We start from the raw sequence: 17676 nt of genomic DNA on the forward strand, positions 1-17676 counted from the left end.
GGGGGCCCCCCCGGGGGGGGGGGGGGCCCCCCCCCCCCCCCCCCCCCCGGGCGCCGCGGGGGGGGGGGGGGGGGTGGGGGGGGGGGGGGGGCGGGGGGGCCCCCCCCCCCCCGCCCCCCTGGCATCTACCCGAGGGATGCTCGGGAGGACTTCCGGGTCACGAGTTGACCTGTGCGGTCACCAGGTCCGAGAAGGTGGTCAGCCGGGTGTACACACCCGGGTAACCCCCCTCCGCGCACCCCTCGCCCCAAGAAGTGATCCCTGCCAGGACGCCCCCGATGAGCAGGGGACCGCCGCTGTCGCCCTGGCAGGTGTCTACGCCGCCGGCCGGGTAGCCGGCGCACACCATGTCGGACTGGACGAAGTCCGAACCGTAGGAGGAACGGCAGCTGGAGTCGGACACGATCGGCACGGTCGCGGTCCGCAGCTGGTTGGAGGAGCTGCCGTTCTCCGAGGTGGTGCCCCAGCCGAGGATCCGGGCCGTGGTACCGGCCGCGTACACGCTCGTCTGGGAGGAGGAGACGTACGAGGCCGGGGTGTACGGCATCGACGTCGAGAGGGTCAGCACGGCCACGTCGTCGCCGTTGGTGGCGTCCGTGTAGTCCGGGTTGATCCAGATCTTGCTGACCCGGCTCACCGTGCCGTTGGTGCCGTTCAGATACGTCCGGCCACCGATGACGCGGACGCTGCTCGTGGACTCGCCGGCCATGCAGTGCGCGGCCGTCACGACCTTCTTGGGCGCCACCAGGGTGCCGCCGCAGAACTGGTTCTGGGAGGCGTCGGTGATCTGCATCGTGAACGGGTACGCGGTCGTCGTGGTCGTCGTCCCGCCGACGATGGGCTGGGGGGCGGCGCTCGCGGTGGGGGAGGCGAGCAGCGCGGTCACCGCCGCGGCGGCGGTGGCCACCAGGGTCGCGGCGGTCTGTCTGGCACGTCTTGGCCCGAACATGAGTCTCCTCAGTGGGGGTTGCACCGGTGGGGGGTCGCGCGGGTGTGGGGGGTGTGCACGGGGGGCGCGGGACCGACCCCCGTGTGCCCGGGCGAGCGGCACGCCCATTACGCTAGGACCCGGAACCCTTGGCTCCCAATGAGGGAACCCCCTAGGGGGTTGGGTGAGGGAAAACCCTCGGTCCGGTTCAGTTAACAAGGGCGGTGCTCAGTTCGCGCGCCGACCTGCCGCCAATCGGACGATGTCCACGCGCGATCGGATCCCCAGCTTGCGGTAGACCCGGGTCAGGGTCGCCTCCACCGTCTTCACACTGATGAACAACCGGGCCGCTATCTCCCGGTTGGTGGCGCCCTCCATCACGAGCGCGGCGACCTGACGCTCCATCGCGGCAAGCATGTCCAGCGCGTGCAGGGCGTCCGGTACGGCCGGCGCGGTGTCCGCCCCGGGGGTGGCGCGGATCTCGTCCACCTGGCGCAACCAGGGCAGCGCCCGGCACCGGCGGAACATCCGGGTGGCCTCCTCGAACGCGGCCGTGTTCTTCCGGACCGCCTCCACGCCTCCCGGGCCCCCCGTACCCGGGCCGCCCCCCGTTCGCTGCGGGCGGCGGACCGGCAGCCGGGCCAGCGCGAACGCGGCCCGTGCCTCCTCCAGCCCGTAGCCGAGCTTGCCGAGCCGGTCCTGAGCGGACGTCAGCTGGCCCAGCGCGGCCTCGTGGTCGCCCTGGGCGGCACGGACCAGGGCCTCGGCCCGGTCGAGGACGGCGAGGACGCTCTCCCGGCCGAGCCGCAGCGCGTGCTCGCGGCTCACGTCGATGACGTCCTGCGCCTCGGCGGGTTCACCGATGCGGACCAGCGCCTCGGCGAGGTCGCCCTGCCAGCGGCCGCGGGCCGGGTCGGTGATGCCGAGGCCCAGCTCCAGACTGCGCACCCGGCGCAGCGAGCGGACCGTGCCCGCGGGGTCCCCGGCCACCAACTGGGCGTACCCGAGGGCGCCCAGGGCCCGTGAGAGGTACATCTGGTCGCCGTCCTCCTCGGCGTGCTCCACCGCCTCCCGGGCGAGGGCCAGCGCCCGGTCCACGTCACCGCCGGAGGCCTCGGCGAGCGAGGTGAGCATCGCCGAGGCGGTCTCCCCGATCCCGGAGTCCCGGGCGAGCCGCAGGCTCTCGCGGGCCAGCTCCAGGGCCCGGCCGCAGTGCCCGGAGCGCAGCTCGGTCTCGGCGAGCCCGCGCAGGAAGTGCACCTCGCTCTCCACCGACCCGCGCCGGCGCACCTCGCGCAGCAGCGCGGTGACCGTGGTGCGGGCCTCGGCCAGCTGGTCGCCCATGACCAGCCAGCGGAACCGGGCGCTGCCCGCCCCGTTGTGATGCCAGGCCACCCGCGGATCCTGGGGTTCGCGCAGGGCGCGCTTGATCGTGCGGGGCGCCTGCGGATGGCCCATCAGGGTCTCGGTCTGGGCCTGGAAGGCAAGGGAGAGCAGTTCGGTGCGCCGGTCCGCGCCGCGCTCGGCCAGCTCGGCGGCGTGTGCGGCGGCCTGCCGTGCCTCGGTGAAGTCCCCCTCGACGATCAGCGCCCGCCAGGCCAGCTGGTAGTGCACCAGGGCCAGCAGCCGGGGGTCGTCGCCGGCGTCGGCGAGGGCCTGCGGGAAGACGGCGTCGACCTCCGCCATGGTGTGCCCCGCGGTGTCGATGACGATGATCCAGGCGCGCACCCGGTCGGCGGGCACGGTCGCCCGGGTGAGGACCTCCCGGGCGATGTCCCGGGCCAGGTCGACCTCGCCGGCGGTGATCGCGTCCTCGGCGGCCTGCAGCCGGCGTTCCTCCGGGCTCGGTACGCCGTCGGCCGGGGTGTGCCGGGCGGCGAGCAGCCCGAGGTGGGCGGCGACCGAGGGCGCCCCGCGGTCGCGGGCCAGGCTCGCGGCCGCGGCGAGCCGGGCGGCGACCTCCGGGTCGGTGCCGGTGGTGGCCAGCGCCAGGTGCCGGGCCCGTTCGATCGGGTCGCAGGCGGCGGTGGAGAGTGCCGCGTGTGCTGCCCGCCGTTCGTGTGCGGGCGCCTCCGCGTACAGGGCGGCGGAGATCAGTGGATGCGCGAACCGCAGGGTGGGAGCGTCCGGCTCGGTGGCCAGCAGGCCCAGTTCGGCGGCCTGGGCGCACTCGGCCTCGGCGTGCTCCCGGCCGGCCGCGTGCAGCAGTGCCGGGGTGGGGCGGGCGCCGGCGCTGGCCACCAGCAGGGTGCGACGGGCCTCGACGGAGAGCATGTCCAGGCGGCTGAGCACCAGGGCGCGCAGGGAGGTGGGCACCGGCAGCGGCTCGCCCGGCCGGGGTGGTGTGGGGCTCTCGGCGAGGGCCCGGCCGAGTTCGAGGGCGAAGAGCGGATTGCCGCCGCTGGTGCTGTGGATCTCGCGCACCGTGGAGCGGGGCAGGCCGCCGTGGCCGCGGTGGTCGAGCAGCTGGGCCACCTGGGTGCGGGAGAGCGGGCCCAGCCGGACGGCGCGTGTGCCCGGCGGGCAGGCCCGCAGATGGCGGTCGTACTCCTGGCTCTCCTGTCCCTCCGTGCGTACCGCGCACAGCAGTTGTACGGGGGTGCCCCCCAGGCGGCGGGCGGCGAAGCCGAGCAGTTCGGCGCTGGCCGGATCCAGCCACTGCAGATCGTCGGCGACGAGCAGTACGGGACCTCGGGCGGCCAGGGCGCGCAGGGCGGAGAGCACCGCGAGGCGCAGGGCGAGGCCGTCCCGCTGGAGGCTGGACTCGCCGCGGCCGGTGAGCGCCGACTCCAGTGCGGTGCGCTGGGCGGCGGGCAGCCGGGGCGAGACGTCGTCGAGGACCAGACCGAGCAGGTCGGCGAGGGCGAGAAACGGAAGATGCGATTCTGATTCGGTCGCCGAACAGCGCAGGACGGTGCGGGCGGTGGCCGCGTATTCCTCGGCCAATGTCCGCAGGACGGTGGATTTCCCTATTCCGGCGGGGCCGTGGAGCAGCACACTGCCGCCCGAGGCGAGTTGGTCGCGGGCGGCGGTGAACAGCTCCTCGCGGCCGATGACCAGGTCGGGGCGGCACCTGGCAGACTCCTGGAAGTCCCGTCGCACGGTCACCGCTCCCCTCGTGTGTCGTGTCCGGGCCAAATTCTAGGCAACGATCGTCGAAATTCGGACGGAAGCCGTGGTGAGGGAAATAACAACGGTCACGCATAACAAAATTCAGGTCCTCGCCGCATGAATGGGTGAGGTTCACCGCCGGGTTCCCGTCCGGGCCCCTTCCAGGCCCCGTGCCCTACGGCAGCAGTCCCGCCCTGCGGGCCGCCGTCACCGCCTCCCCTCGGGTGTGCGCGCCCAGCTTCCGCATCGCAGAGCGCAGATAGCTCTTGACCGTCTCCGGACGCAACCCCAGCCGCTCGGCGGCGGCCGCGTTGGTGGCACCCTCCGCCACCCAGGAGAGCACGTCGAGTTCGCGCGGCGCCAGGCTCGCGCCGTCCGCCCGTCGCTCCACGGTCAACAGGCCGCACGCGCTCAGCAGTTCGTCCCGCAGTCCGGGGTCGGTGATCCGCGGCGCCAGCGCCCGCAGCGCAGCGTGTGCCTCGCGCACCTGTTCCCAGGCGGCACCCCGGTCCGGGCCGGCCGGTTCCGGCCGGGCCACCGCCAGCAGCTCCCCCACCTCGTCCCGCACCACCAGCGCCTGTTCCACGTCCCGCGCCACCGCCATCGCCGCGCCCAGCGTGCGGTCGCCGAGCGGCCGGGCCGAGCGCAGGGCGCCGTACAGCACCCCGCGCACGCGCCGCCGTACGACGACCGGTACCGCCAGTACCGAGCGGATGCCCTCGGCGGCCACCGGCACGTCGTACTCGTGGCTGATCTGCCGGGAACTGGAGTAGTCCGTCACCGCGCACGGCCGGGCCAGCGCCACCGCCCTGCCGCCCAGCCCGTTGCCGGAGGTCACCGCGAGCGAGCGCAGGGCGGCCGTCGTCGTGCCGCTCAGCTCGCTGATGCGCACCCGCGGCCGGCCGGACTCGACCAGCCCGCCGAACGCGACCGGGAGCCCGGTGGCGTGTCGCAGCCGGGTCAGCGCACCGCTTATCTCCACCGCCGCGACGCCCTCTGCTGCCACCTCATCGCTCCTTCGGCACGGCTCACATGTGGACTGCACCCCCGTTCGGGGGTAGTGAGACCTGCATCACGGATTAGACGATGCCAGAGAGCGGCCCGGCAATGGTCCGGAAACACGGGAGTGAACCCGCGGGCGCGCGGCCGAGAGCGCCCGGGGTGGACGACCGAGGAAGCATGGAGGACACAGATGACGACGGCGACCGAGGCCTTCCGGAGCGCCCGGGACTTCCTGCTCGCGCACCGCGAGGACTACACCGGGGCCTACGAGGGCTTCCGCTGGCCGCGGCCCGCCCGGTTCAACTGGGCGCTGGACTGGTTCGACGTGATCGCCGCCGGCAACGACCGCACCGCCCTGCACATCGTCGAGGAGGACGGCACCGAGACCCGGCTGTCCTACGCGCAGATGTCCGAACGCTCCAACCGGGTCGCCCGCTGGCTGCACGAGCGGGGTGTCGCCGCCGAGGACCGCGTCCTCGTCATGCTCGGCAACCAGGCCGAACTGTGGGAGACCGCGCTGGCCGCCATGAAGCTGCGCGCGGTCGTCATTCCGGCCACCCCGCTGCTCGGCCCGGCCGACCTGCGCGACCGCGTCGAGCGGGGACGGGTCAAGCACGTCGTCACGCGGGCCGAGGACACCGCCAAGTTCGACGAGGTGCCCGGCACCTACACCCGGATCAGCGTGGGCGGTCTGCCGGAGGAGGGCTGGGAGCCGTACGAGGACGCCTACGCGGCCTCCGCCGAGTTCCTCCCCGAGGGGCCCACCCTGGCCGACGACCCGCTGATGCTCTACTTCACCTCGGGGACCACCGCCCGCCCCAAGCTGGTCGAGCACACCCACACCTCCTACCCCATCGGGCACCTGGCCACCATGTACTGGATCGGGCTGAAGCCGGGCGACGTGCACCTGAACATCTCCTCGCCCGGCTGGGCCAAGCACGCCTGGTCCAATCTGTTCGCGCCGTGGAACGCCGAGGCGACCGTCTTCCTCTTCAACTACGACCGCTTCGACGCGACCCGGCTGATGGCCGAGATGGACCGCGCGGGGGTCACCACCTTCTGCGCCCCGCCGACCGTCTGGCGCATGCTCATCCAGGCCGATCTCGGCCTGTTGCGCACCCGGCCCCGCGAGGTGGTCGCCGCGGGCGAACCGCTCAACCCCGAGGTCATCGAGCAGGTCCGCCGGGCCTGGGGCGTCACGATCCGGGACGGCTTCGGACAGACCGAGACCGCCGTGCAGGTGTCCAACAGCCCCGGACAGCCCCTGAAGACGGGCTCGATGGGCCGCCCCAGCCCCGGGTACCGCGTCGAACTCCTCGACCCGGTGTCCGGCGCGCCCGGCGCGGCCGAGGGGGAGATCGCCCTCGACCTCTCCGAGCGTCCGGTAGGCCTGATGACCGGGTACCACGGCGACCCCGACCGCACGGCCGAGGCCATGGCGGGCGGCTACTACCGCACCGGTGACATCGCCTCCCGCGACGAGGACGGCTATCTGACCTACGTCGGCCGCGCCGACGACGTCTTCAAGGCCTCCGACTACAAGATCAGCCCGTTCGAGCTGGAGAGCGCGCTGCTGGAGCACGCGGCGGTCGCCGAGGCCGCCGTCGTCCCCGCCCCGGACGGGCTGCGGCTCGCCGTACCCAAGGCGTACGTCGTCCTCGCCGAGGGCTGGGAGCCGGGACCCGGCACCGCGAAGGTCGTCTTCGAGCACTCCCGCGAGGTGCTCGCCCCCTACAAGCGCATCCGCCGGCTGGAGTTCGGCGCGCTGCCCAAGACCGTCTCCGGCAAGATCCGCCGCATCGAGCTGCGCGAGGCCACGGCCCAGGGCTCCGCGGACGAGTACCGCGAGGAGGACTTCCGGTGATCTCGCAACCGTCGTACACGCACGGCACCTCCGCCACCGCCCTGCTCGGCGACACCATCGGCGCGAACCTCGACCGGGCCGTCGCCGCCTGGCCCGACCGCGAGGTCCTGGTCGACGTCCCCTCCGGGCGGCGCTGGACCTACGCGCGTTTCGCCGCCGACGTCGACCGGCTGGCGAACGCGCTGCTCGCGAGCGGCATCGCCCAGGGCGACCGGGTGGGCATCTGGGCCGTCAACTGCGCCGAGTGGGTGCTGGTGCAGTACGCCACCGCCCGGATTGGCGCGATCATGGTCAACATCAACCCGGCGTACCGGACGCACGAGGTGGAGTTCGTCCTCCGCCAGGCCGGCGTCCGCCTGCTGTTCGCCTCGCTGAGCCACAAGGGCAGCGACTACCGGGCGATGGTGGAGGAAGTGCGCGGCGCGTGTCCGCTGTTGGGTGAGGTCGTGTACATCGGCGATCCGGGCTGGGACGCGCTGCTCGGCCGCTCGACGCCCGATCCGCACGAGGATCTGCGCTCCCGCGAGAGCGGGCTGTCCTGCGACGACCCCATCAACATCCAGTACACCTCGGGCACCACCGGCTTCCCCAAGGGCGCCACCCTCTCCCACCACAACATCCTCAACAACGGTTACTTCGTGGGGGAGTCGGTCGCCTACACGGAACAGGACCGGATCTGCGTCCCCGTGCCCTTCTACCACTGCTTCGGCATGGTGATGGGCAATCTGGCGGCCACCTCGCACGGCGCCTGCATAGTGATCCCGGCGCCGTCCTTCGACCCGGCGGCCACCCTGCGGGCCGTGCAGCGGGAGCGCTGCACCTCCCTGTACGGCGTCCCGACGATGTTCATCGCCGAGCTGAACCTGCCGGACTTCGCCTCCTACGACCTGTCCACCCTGCGCACCGGCATCATGGCGGGCTCCCCCTGCCCGGTGGAGGTGATGAAGCGGGTGGTCGCCGAGATGCACATGGCGGAGGTGTCCATCTGCTACGGCATGACGGAGACCTCGCCCGTGTCGCTGCAGACGCGGATCGAGGACGACCTGGAGCACCGCACCGCCACCGTCGGCCGCGTCCTGCCCCATCTGGAGGTCAAGGTCGTCGGCGCCGACGGCGTCACCCTGCCCCGTGGGACCGCCGGCGAGCTGTGCACCCGGGGATACAGCGTGATGCTCGGCTACTGGAACGAGCCGGAGAAGACCGCCGAGGCCGTCGACGCGGGCCGCTGGATGCACACCGGCGACCTCGCGGTGATGCGTGAGGACGGGTACGTCGAGATCGTCGGCCGTATCAAGGACATGATCATCCGGGGCGGCGAGAACATCTACCCGCGCGAGATCGAGGAGTTCCTCTACGCCCACCCCGGGATCAGGGACGTCCAGGTCGTCGGGGTGCCGCACGAGAGGTACGGCGAGGAGGTCCTCGCCTGTGTCATCCCGCGCGACGCCGACGACCCGCCCACCCTGGAGGAACTACGTGGCTTCTGCGAGGGCCGGCTCGCCCACTACAAGATCCCCAGCAGGCTCCGCATCCTCGACTCCTTCCCGATGACGGTGTCCGGAAAGGTGCGCAAGGTCGAACTGAGGGAGGAGTTCCGGGTGTGAGGCAAGCGCCGGGCCGGGGGCGATCAGATTCGTCCGTCCCGCGCCTTGGTCTCCCGCTCCGGCGCGCCCTCGGCCTCCAGCGTGCCGGCCGGGTCGTTCACCGGCCGCGGCACGCCCGCGAGGTCCAGGACGAACAGCGGGATCCCGAGTGCGGCGGCGCCGTCCCGGGCCTCGTCGGTGTAGCCGGCGAGGGAGAAGTACGCGCAGTTCGATGATTCCGTCATCGCCGTCAGCCACAGACACTCCACGTCCCGCGGCGCGGCCGGCCGCACGGTGGGGTCCACCTGCGCGAGCAGTCCACGGGCGGCGAGCCCGATGCCCCTCGGCGGCCGCTGGTCGGCTCGGCGGATGTCCCGGTAGCCGAGCCAGCGCAGATACAGCGCGGCGGCCGTGACGGCGTCACGGGCGGTACGGATGGTGTGGGGGCGGAAGGCGGTCCGGCGGACGACGGCTTCCGGGACGCTCGCCGGTGACCGCGTCCCGGTGCCGCGATCGGGGTCGGCGTCCGTGCCCTGGTCGACCCAGGCGTCCGCGTCCGTCTCCGTACCCGCGCCGGCGTCCCCGTCCGCAACCCCGTCCCTCACCGGGATGCGCAGTACCGTCCCGCAGGGGCAGCCCAGTTCCGGGTGGGGCCAGTGGTTGCGGCGGCCGCACTCGGCGCACGGCACGGTGAGCCACTCGTCGTCCCAGGCCCGGTGCGCCGCCACGGCCGGTTCGGTGGCCGGATCCAGCCGGGGCGCGGTGGGCGCCCCACACGCGCACGGATAGACCGGCGCGAGGTAGACGTGCTCGCGCCGACAGGCCGGGCAGCGCACCGGCACGCTCTGGGGCATGGCCCACTCCAAGGCGTCGCGACAAAGCAGTCCTCTCGGGACGGCGCCCCCCATCGTCCTCCTGCCACAGCCCGTTTGTCCGGCGCTTGCGGTGTCTCGACCTCTCTTGACGACATTGGCGCGCCCCCCTACATTGCTTCCAGATAGTAGAAGTTGCCTTCCGCAATGCGGAAAATGGATAGCTGGAGACTGTGCTCACCGCGGGGCGCGAGGGGAGTACGCATCCGACAGCCGAAGCAGGAGTACTCGATGGCTCGTATGACCGCTGCCCGCGCGGCAGTTGAGATCCTCAAGCGCGAGGGCGTCACCGACGCCTTCGGTGTGCCGGGCGCGGCGATCAACCCGTTCTACAAGGCCCTCCAGGAGGGCGGCGGGATCAACCACACCCTCGCCCGCCACGTCGAGGGCGCCTCGCACATGGCCGAGGGCTACACCCGTACCAAGCCGGGCAACATCGGCGTCTGCATCGGCACTTCCGGCCCCGCCGGCACCGACATGATCACCGGCCTGTACTCGGCCATCGGCGACTCCATCCCGATCCTGTGCATCACGGGCCAGGCGCCCACGAGCGTGATCCACAAGGAGGACTTCCAGGCCGTCGACATCGCCTCGATCGCCAAGCCGGTCACCAAGATGGCGGTCACCGTCCTGGAGGCCGCCCAGGTCCCCGGTGTCTTCCAGCAGGCCTTCCACCTGATGCGCTCCGGCCGCCCCGGCCCGGTCCTGATCGACCTGCCGATCGACGTCCAGCTCACCGAGATCGACTTCGACGTCGAGACCTACGAGCCGCTGCCCGTCTACAAGCCGGCCGCGACCCGCGCCCAGATCGACAAGGCCCTCTCCTTCCTCCTGGCCGCCGAGCGCCCGGTCATCGTCGCCGGTGGCGGCGTCATCGGCGCCGACGCGACCGACCTGCTGGTGGAGTTCGCCGAGCTGACCCAGACCCCGGTCATCCCCACCCTGATGGGCTGGGGCACCCTGCCCGACGACCACGAACTGAACGCCGGCATGGTCGGCGTGCAGACCTCGCACCGCTACGGCAACGCCAACTTCCTGGCATCGGACTGCGTCCTCGGCATCGGCAACCGCTGGGCCAACCGCCACACGGGCTACAAGCTCGACGTGTACCGCGGGGAGCGCACGTTCGTCCACGTCGACATCGAGCCCACGCAGATCGGCAAGATCTTCCCGCCGGACTACGGTGTCGTCTCCGACGCCAGGGCCGCGCTGGAGCTGTTCGTCGCCGCCGCCAAGGAGCTGAAGGCCGAGGGCCGGCTGCCCGACCGCACCGACTGGGTCGCCGACACCCAGGAGCGCAAGGCCGGCCTGCTGCGCCGCACGCACTTCGAGAACGTGCCGATGAAGCCGCAGCGCGTGTACGAGGAGATGAACAAGGCCTTCGGCCCGGACACCCGGTACGTCACCACCATCGGCCTGTCCCAGATCGCCGGCGCGCAGATGCTGCACGTCTACAAGCCGCGGCACTGGATCAACTGCGGTCAGGCCGGTCCGCTCGGCTGGACCATCCCGGCCGCGATCGGGGTCGCCAAGGCCGACCCGGACTCCCCGGTCGTCGCGCTCTCCGGCGACTACGACTTCCAGTTCCTGATCGAGGAGCTGGCGGTCGCCGCCCAGCACCGCATCCCCTACGTCCACGTGCTGGTCAACAACGCCTACCTGGGCCTGATCCGCCAGGCGCAGATCGGCCTGGACATCAACTTCCAGGTCAACCTGGAGTTCGAGAACATCAACGCGCCCGAGCTCGGCGTCTACGGCGTGGACCACGTCAAGGTCGCCGAGGGTCTGGGCTGCAAGGCCATCCGGGTCACCGAGCCGGACCAGCTGCGCGCGGCCTTCGAGCAGGCCAGGAAACTGGCCGCCGAGTACCGGGTGCCGGTCGTCGTCGAGGCGATCCTGGAGCGGATCACCAACATCTCGATGAGCCGCACCATGGACATCAGCGACATCTCCGAGTTCGAGGACCTGGCAACCGAGCCCGGCCACGCGCCGACGTCGATCAAGCCGCTGAAGGTCTGACCGGCCGACGCGCCGCGCCCCAGGGGCGGTCCCTCCGCGAGGAGGGGCCGCCCCTTCGCGCTGTCCGCTCACGCCGCTCCACGGCCGAGGCCGCCCTCGTCCGCGCCACCGCCCGAGGAGTGGCGCGGCACGTCCCGCGTGGCGCCGCCGCGGCCGAGGAGGTCCGCCTCGCGGGTGAAGCGCGCGGCCAGGGCGGTCAGCGCCCGGTCGCCGTGCAGGGCCACCAGGAGCAGCTTGTCGTCGACGGACAGGCCCGAGCGGTGGGCGGGGCCGGGCAGCGGATGGCCGCCGCGCAGGTCCCGCAGGGCCCGGCGGGCCCGGAAGGTGGGGCCCGGCAGGACCGTCCGCAGCAGTCCCGCCGTGCCCGGCTCGGCGCGCAGCTCGCCGAGCGCTTCGCGTACCGGCCGCCGCCGCGGCAACTGCCGTATGCCGGCGGGCCGGTGCAGGGCCGCGTGCACGGCCCGGGCCAGGGGGGACACGGACGCTCGGGGCACCGGGCCGCACGTGCGCATCACCCCCGTGCGGTCTGCCTCGACCACGCCCCGCAGATGCAGTTCCAGCACCGCCACCGTCACCGCGGCCCGGGCACCGCCGCGCAGCAGCGCGATCGCCTGCGGCTCGGCCGGGATCGTCGTCGTACCCCCCATGGCGCACCCCCGCGCGAAGCCCGCCGCCCCCGTGCCGGCGGGCCCCGCGTGTCGATAATCTGCCCCGGCGAGGGGGGTGTCGAAGCCTGCGCCACGATGTTCAGAGGTTGATTTGAGGGTTGCGCGGACCGGCTACGCCCGCTGCCGTACGCGCCGTCGCTACCACTCGTGCTCCGACAGGCCCGGCCAGTCGTCCGGGCCGCCGCCCTGCCACTCGATCAGATCGCTCTCCTCCACCTCGATCCGGTCCAGGTCGGCCAGCCGGAGGATCTCCACGACGTCGTCCAGATGCGAGGCGAGTCCCAGGGTCACGTCTCCTTCGGTCACCCGCCGGGAGCCGTCCAGGGCGGGCGGGTGGACCACGATGTGCGGATACTGCGTCGGATTGCCCATGCCCTCAAGCCTGCTGCGGAAGGCCCGGCCGCGCACCCCGGGCCCTCGACGCGCGAAGCGCCCCCTGGATCAGGGGGCGCTTCGGGTACCGCGGGTGATGACCGTCCGACGGCGCGAGGCTGGGCGCGACAGGTCGTTCGCGCCGCCGGACGGGGCGGGTGGCCCCCGCGAGGGGGCTGGGTGGGGATCGCGGCGGATGCGATGGAGCCGGGCGCCCCTCCCTCAGGTCGAGAAGGGCACACCGTTCCTTGACCACCGCACTGGCTCGCATACCGCCGCGATCCTCGCCCTGCCCGCGCTCGCGCCGACGGCAACCCCTCATCCGGGCCGTCCGGCGTGTCGCGCGGGCCGCGTGCGGACGTCATGACCTCCCGTCAGACGCCGTACGCTGCTTGGGTTCCCGGATCTCAGTCCTCGCGCAGGGCGCGGACCGCCTCCTCCACGCGCTTGCCGTAGTCCGGGTCGGCGGCGTGGAAGTGGGCCAGGTTCTTCTCGATCACGTCGTCGCGGCAGACCTGGGACAGGCCGCCGGCGATGTTCGCGACCAGACGGGACTTCTCCTCCTCGGTCATCAGGCGGTACAGCTCGCCCGCCTGGAAGAAGTGGTCGTCCTTGGTGTGCAGGGGAGCCTCGTGGGTGCCGGTGTGACCGGCGACCGCCAGGGGAGCCGCCAGCGGGCGGCCGGTCTCCGCCGGGCCGTCGTAGGAGTTGGGCTCGTAGTTCTTGGCGTGGCGGCCCTGGGCGTTGGACGCCATCAGTCCGTCACGGCCGTAGTTCGCCGCGCCGCCGGGGACCGCCTTCGGGGCGTTCACGGGGAGCAGGGTGTGGTTGACGCCCAGGCGGTAGCGGTGGGCGTCGGCGTAGGCGAACAGCCGGCCCTGGAGCATCTTGTCCGGGGACGGGCCGATGCCGGGCACGAAGTTGTTCGGGGAGAACGCGGCCTGCTCGACCTCGGCGAACACGTTGTCCGGGTTGCGGTCCAGCACCAGGCGGCCGACCCGCTGGAGCGGGTAGTCCTTGTGCGGCCACACCTTCGTCAGGTCGAACGGGTTGAAGCGGTAGTCCGCCGCCTCGGCCGCCGGCATGATCTGGACGTAGAGGGTCCAGGACGGGTGCACACCCCGCTCGATGGCCTGGAGCAGGTCCGTCTGGTGGGAGTTGGCGTCCTTGCCCGCGATCTCCGCGGCCTGCTCGCTGCTCAGGGAGCGGACGCCCTGGTTGGTCTTGAAGTGGTACTTGACGAAGAAGGCCTCGCCGGCGGCGTTCGTCCACTGGTACGTGTGCGAGCCGTAGCCGTTCATGTGGCGGTAGGACGCCGGTATGCCGCGGTCGCCCATCAGCCAGGTCACCTGGTGGGTTGCCTCGGGGGCGTGCGCCCAGAAGTCCCAGACGTTGTCCGGCTCCTGCTTTCCGGTGAACGGGTCCCGCTTCTGCGAGTGGATGAAGTCGGGGAACTTGATCGGGTCCTTGATGAAGAACACCGGGGTGTTGTTGCCGACGAGGTCGTAGTTGCCCTCCTGGGTGTAGAACTTCACCGCGAAGCCGCGCGGGTCGCGGACGGCGTCCGCGCCGCCGAGGGAGTCGGCGACCGTCGAGAAGCGCAGGAACACCTCGGTACGCCTGCCGACCTCGCCGAGGAAGTGGGCGTGGGTGTAACCGGTGACGTCGTCGGTCACCTCGAAGTGGCCGTACGCGCCGGAGCCACGGGCATGCACGACACGCTCCGGGATCCGCTCGCGGTTGAAGCGCGCGAGCTTCTCCAGCAGGTGCTGGTCCTGGATCAGGAGCGGGCCGCCGACGCCGGCGGAGGCGGAATTCTGGTTGTCGGCGACCGGGGCGCCGGACTCTGTCGTGAGCACGCGCTTCGACATCGTGGACCTTCCGTGCGGGAGTCAGCGGAAACTTGTTTCCGCTTTGTGGAGCCTAGAAGTGGGCCGTCTGAGCGTCAACAGTTTGTTGAAGTGGATTCCGGGCCGCGGCACCGCCTGGGCGCGACAGGACAGGTGTCAGCGGCGCCGCGACCCGGAAGTCTGGAGGAGCGGTCAGACCTGGGCGCCGGAGAGGCGCTCGACGGCCCGCAGCAGGGCCGAGTGGTCCAGGCCGCCGTCGCCCTGGGCGCGCAGCGACGCGACGAGCTGGGCGACCACGGCACCCACCGGCAGGGCGGCACCGACGTTGCGGGCGGCGTCGGTGACGATGCCCATGTCCTTGTGGTGCAGGTCGATGCGGAAGCCCGGCTTGAAGTCGCGGTTCAGGAAGTTGTCCTTCTTGCGCGTGAGCACGGTGGAGCCCGCGAGACCGCCGTTGAGGACGTCGAGCGCGGCCGCGAGGTCGACGCCGGACTTCTCCAGGAAGACCACGGCCTCGGCGCACGCCTGGATGTTCACGGCGACGATCAGCTGGTTGGCGGCCTTCACGGTCTGGCCGGAGCCGTGCGGACCGCACAGCACGATGGTCTTGCCGAGCGCGTCGAAGATCGGCTTGGCCTCGTCGAAGTCGGCCTGCTCGCCGCCGACCATGATCGACAGTACGGCCTCCACGGCACCGGCCTCGCCGCCGGACACGGGGGCGTCCAGCACCCGGATGCCCTTGTCCTTGGCGGCCTTGGCCAGGTCGACGGAGGTCTGCGGGGTGATCGAGGACATGTCGATCAACAGGGCGCCCTGGCGGGCGTTGTCCAGGATGCCGTCCGGGCCGTAGGCGATGGCCTCGACGTGCGGGGAGGCGGGCACCATCGTGATGATCACGTCGGCGTCGCGCACGGCCTCGGCGATCGAGCCGGCCGCGGTGCCGCCGGCGCCGGCCAGGCGGTCCAGCTTGTCCTGCTCCAGGGTGTAGCCGGTGACGCCGTAACCCGCCTTGATCAGGTTCTCGGACATGGGGGAGCCCATGATGCCGAGGCCGATCCACGCGATCTTGGGAAGGTTGCTCATTGGGGGTGCCTCTCTGACTGCTGACTTACGTCGGGGGTTCAGCGCGCGTCGCGCGGGAGCCACTCGAAGGCCTCGGCGCTCGGGCGGTCGCCCGGCTTGTACTCCAGGCCGACCAGGCCGTCGTAACCGGCCTTCCTCAGCTGGTCGAGCAGCTCCTCCAGCGGCAGCGAGCCCGTGCCCGGGGCGCCGCGGCCGGGGTTGTCGGCGATCTGCACGTGCCCGGTCTTCGCCGCGTACCGCTCGATGACCGAGGGCAGGTCCTCGCCGTTCATGGACAGGTGGTACAGGTCCATCAGGAACCTCGCGTTCCCGAGGCCTGTCGCCGCGTTGACCTTGTCCACGATCTCCACGGCCCTGGGCGCGCTCACGATCGGGTACTTCGGCGACTCGGGCCGGTTGAGGGCCTCGATCAGCAGGATCGCGCCGACCCGGTCGGCCGCTCGGGCCGCGAGGGTCAGGTTCTCAAGGGCGAGTGCGTCCTGCTCGGCCGGGTCCACACCGTCGACGCGGTTGCCGTACAGGGCGTTGAGCGCCCCGCAGCCGAGGGAGGCGGCGAAGTCGGCGGCCACGTCGATGTTGGCGCGGAACCTCTCCGACTCCTCGCCCGGGATCGACAGGGCGCCGCGGTCCGGGCCCGGCAGCTGCCCGGCGTAGAAGTTCAGCCCCGTGAGCCGGACGCCCGCGTCCTCGATCGCCTTCTTCAGGGCGTCCAGTTCGGACTGCTCGGGGGTGGGGGAGTCGACCCAGGGCCACCACAGCTCGACCGCCGTGAAGCCCGCCGCGGCGGCGGCCGCGGGGCGCTCCAGGAGCGGGAGTTCCGTGAAGAGGATCGACAGGTTGACGTTGAAGCGCTGGTCTGCGAATCCCATTCGGGCCGCGCTCCCTTCCCTGGTTGGAATTCCATATTGCGGAAGTTCGTTTCTGCTTAACGGAAGATTGCCGTCGTGTGTCGGCGCTTGTCAAGGGGGACAAGTGGCCGGTCTCCGCCGGGCGGTCCCAAAACCGGTGGCGCGCGTTAGGTTGAGCGCGTGCGATTGAGAGTGGAGTTCACGACCGAACCCTTCGACCTGGACGAGGCGCCCGCGCACGCCCTGGCGGCGCGTGAGGTCATCGAGACGGCCGAGCTGGACGCCGTGGACGTCGGCCCCTTCGGCAACACCGCCGAGGGGAGTACGGACGGCGTGCTGGAGGCCGTCGACACCCTGCTGCGCAAGTCCCTGGAGGCCGGTGCCACCCGGATCTCGCTCCAGGTCAGCGTGATCGGGGACGGGAACGGGGAGGGCGGTAGATGACCAGGGACGAGCCCTTCATCGCGGCCGTGAAGCCGCTGGTCGACGCCATGGGGGGAGTGATACTCCCGCCCGACGAGGCCGGTGCCGAGGACGTCGTCCTCGCCTGGGAGGGCGTCGACGTCGTCGCCGTACGCCTGCCCCAGCTCGCCGACTCCCTCGACCACATCCTGGCCGCCATGGAGCGCCGGCAGGGCCGGCCGCTGGCCGACCTGGACCGCAAGGCCAAGCAGGAGGTCGTCCGGAAACTGGAGGCGCGGGGCGCCTTCGCCGTGCGGCACGGGGTGGAGACCGTGGCGGGCGCGCTGGGCGTCAGCCGCTTCACGGTCTACAACTACCTCAACCGGGAAAAGGGCGTCTGAGGGGCCCCGTCGCCCGGGCGGCTCCCGTCCGGGCGGCCCTGGCGGCCTCCGTTGCTTGTTACGCGGATTTTTCAACAAAGTGTTGACGTGGTGTTTCCAAGGGCGTTAGCTATCGGCAGCCCGTTCAGCACGACGGCCGTTTCCGGCCACGGAGGCTTCCGTGACTACGACTTCCACGCCCCCGGGTCTGACCCGGTTCAACGATCTGGAGGAGCACGCGGCCCTCGCGGCCCTCCACGAGGCGTGCGCCTCCACCGGGTGGGCCCGGCGCGTGCTCGTCGCCCGCCCGTACCCCACCATGGAGCACCTCCTCGCCGCCAGCGACGCCGCCATGGCCGAGCTGACCGCCGCGGACCTCGAAGAGGCGATGGCCGGGCACCCGCCGATCGGGCGCCCCAAGCCCGGCGACCCGACCTCCGCTCGCGAACAGCGCGGCATGGCCGACGCCTCCGAGGAACTCAAGGCCGAGCTGCTCGAGCTCAACCTCGCCTATCAGGACAGGTTCGGACATGTGTTCCTGATCTGTGCCACCGGCAGAACGGGCGAGCAGATGCGCGACGCGGTCAAGGAGCGGCTCGGCAACGCGCCGGAGCAGGAGCGGGAGATCGTCCGCACCGAGCTGGGCAAGATCAACCGCATCCGACTGGCCCGACTCGTCGAAGAGGACGCCTGA

At 71.9% G+C, this 17676-nt stretch carries 15 protein-coding genes; 6 read left to right on the forward strand and 9 right to left on the reverse strand.

From position 1 onward, the window contains the following. Positions 1-157: 157 nt before the first annotated feature. The 3 genes from ACIBA9_RS17690 to ACIBA9_RS17700 form a co-directional block, all read right to left on the reverse strand. Entirely contained in the window at positions 158-949 is a 792-nt protein-coding gene (locus ACIBA9_RS17690) for a S1 family peptidase (RefSeq protein WP_399363905.1), read from the reverse strand. Between the two features lie 207 nt (positions 950-1156). Next, on the reverse strand, positions 1157-4036 hold the full coding sequence (locus ACIBA9_RS17695; RefSeq protein ID WP_399363907.1) for an ATP-binding protein: 2880 nt from the start codon (positions 4034-4036) through the stop codon (positions 1157-1159). A 178-nt stretch (positions 4037-4214) separates the two neighbouring features. Then, positions 4215-5045, reverse strand: coding sequence for a response regulator transcription factor (locus ACIBA9_RS17700; RefSeq protein WP_399363909.1), 831 nt, complete (start codon positions 5043-5045; stop codon positions 4215-4217). 186 nt (positions 5046-5231) lie between these two features. Between ACIBA9_RS17700 and ACIBA9_RS17705 the strand changes: the two genes are divergently transcribed. Both ACIBA9_RS17705 and ACIBA9_RS17710 read left to right on the forward strand, forming a co-directional pair. Beyond that, positions 5232-6905 (forward strand): AMP-binding protein, encoded by a 1674-nt coding sequence (locus tag ACIBA9_RS17705; protein WP_399363911.1) that lies wholly within the window; start codon positions 5232-5234, stop codon positions 6903-6905. Beyond that, on the forward strand, positions 6902-8509 hold the full coding sequence (locus ACIBA9_RS17710) for an AMP-binding protein (RefSeq protein WP_399363913.1): 1608 nt from the start codon (positions 6902-6904) through the stop codon (positions 8507-8509). Before ACIBA9_RS17705 ends, ACIBA9_RS17710 begins: the two co-directional genes overlap by 4 nt. Before the next feature lie 23 nt (positions 8510-8532). On the opposite strand, the gene ACIBA9_RS17715 is transcribed toward ACIBA9_RS17710, so the two are convergent. Next, complete coding sequence (locus ACIBA9_RS17715) at positions 8533-9342, reverse strand: hypothetical protein (protein WP_399363914.1); 810 nt, start codon at positions 9340-9342, stop codon at positions 8533-8535. A gap of 249 nt (positions 9343-9591) precedes the next feature. Between ACIBA9_RS17715 and gcl the strand changes: the two genes are divergently transcribed. Then, on the forward strand, positions 9592-11379 hold the full coding sequence (gene gcl / locus ACIBA9_RS17720; protein ID WP_399363915.1) for a glyoxylate carboligase: 1788 nt from the start codon (positions 9592-9594) through the stop codon (positions 11377-11379). A 68-nt stretch (positions 11380-11447) separates the two neighbouring features. Here gcl and ACIBA9_RS17725 read toward each other — a convergent pair whose 3' ends face one another. The 5 genes from ACIBA9_RS17725 to ACIBA9_RS17745 form a co-directional block, all read right to left on the reverse strand. After that, positions 11448-12026 (reverse strand): TIGR04222 domain-containing membrane protein, encoded by a 579-nt coding sequence (locus tag ACIBA9_RS17725; protein ID WP_399363917.1) that lies wholly within the window; start codon positions 12024-12026, stop codon positions 11448-11450. Between the two features lie 159 nt (positions 12027-12185). Further along, positions 12186-12419, reverse strand: coding sequence for a hypothetical protein (locus tag ACIBA9_RS17730; RefSeq protein WP_362153247.1), 234 nt, complete (start codon positions 12417-12419; stop codon positions 12186-12188). A 407-nt stretch (positions 12420-12826) separates the two neighbouring features. Continuing rightward, complete coding sequence (locus ACIBA9_RS17735; protein ID WP_399363919.1) at positions 12827-14290, reverse strand: catalase; 1464 nt, start codon at positions 14288-14290, stop codon at positions 12827-12829. Positions 14291-14461: 171 nt separating this feature from the next. Further along, positions 14462-15352 (reverse strand): 2-hydroxy-3-oxopropionate reductase, encoded by an 891-nt coding sequence (locus ACIBA9_RS17740; RefSeq protein ID WP_399363921.1) that lies wholly within the window; start codon positions 15350-15352, stop codon positions 14462-14464. Positions 15353-15390: 38 nt separating this feature from the next. Beyond that, the gene (locus ACIBA9_RS17745; RefSeq protein ID WP_399363923.1) at positions 15391-16221 is read right to left on the reverse strand and encodes a TIM barrel protein; all 831 of its coding nucleotides are present in this window, start codon (positions 16219-16221) and stop codon (positions 15391-15393) included. A gap of 159 nt (positions 16222-16380) precedes the next feature. Here ACIBA9_RS17745 and ACIBA9_RS17750 point away from each other — a divergent pair, with 159 nt between their 5' ends. From ACIBA9_RS17750 to uraD, 3 genes are all read left to right on the forward strand, one after another. Further along, on the forward strand, positions 16381-16644 hold the full coding sequence (locus tag ACIBA9_RS17750) for a hypothetical protein (protein WP_399363925.1): 264 nt from the start codon (positions 16381-16383) through the stop codon (positions 16642-16644). After that, a complete protein-coding gene (locus ACIBA9_RS17755) occupies positions 16641-17003 on the forward strand; it encodes a helix-turn-helix domain-containing protein (protein ID WP_362153260.1) in 363 nt (120 codons plus the stop codon). The genes ACIBA9_RS17750 and ACIBA9_RS17755 overlap by 4 nt, the downstream gene beginning before the upstream one ends. A gap of 160 nt (positions 17004-17163) precedes the next feature. After that, positions 17164-17676 (forward strand): 2-oxo-4-hydroxy-4-carboxy-5-ureidoimidazoline decarboxylase, encoded by a 513-nt coding sequence (uraD, locus tag ACIBA9_RS17760; RefSeq protein ID WP_399363927.1) that lies wholly within the window; start codon positions 17164-17166, stop codon positions 17674-17676.

This window comes from Streptomyces sp. NPDC051452 (assembly GCF_044454765.1).
Taxonomy (GTDB): Bacteria; Actinomycetota; Actinomycetes; order Streptomycetales; family Streptomycetaceae; genus Streptomyces.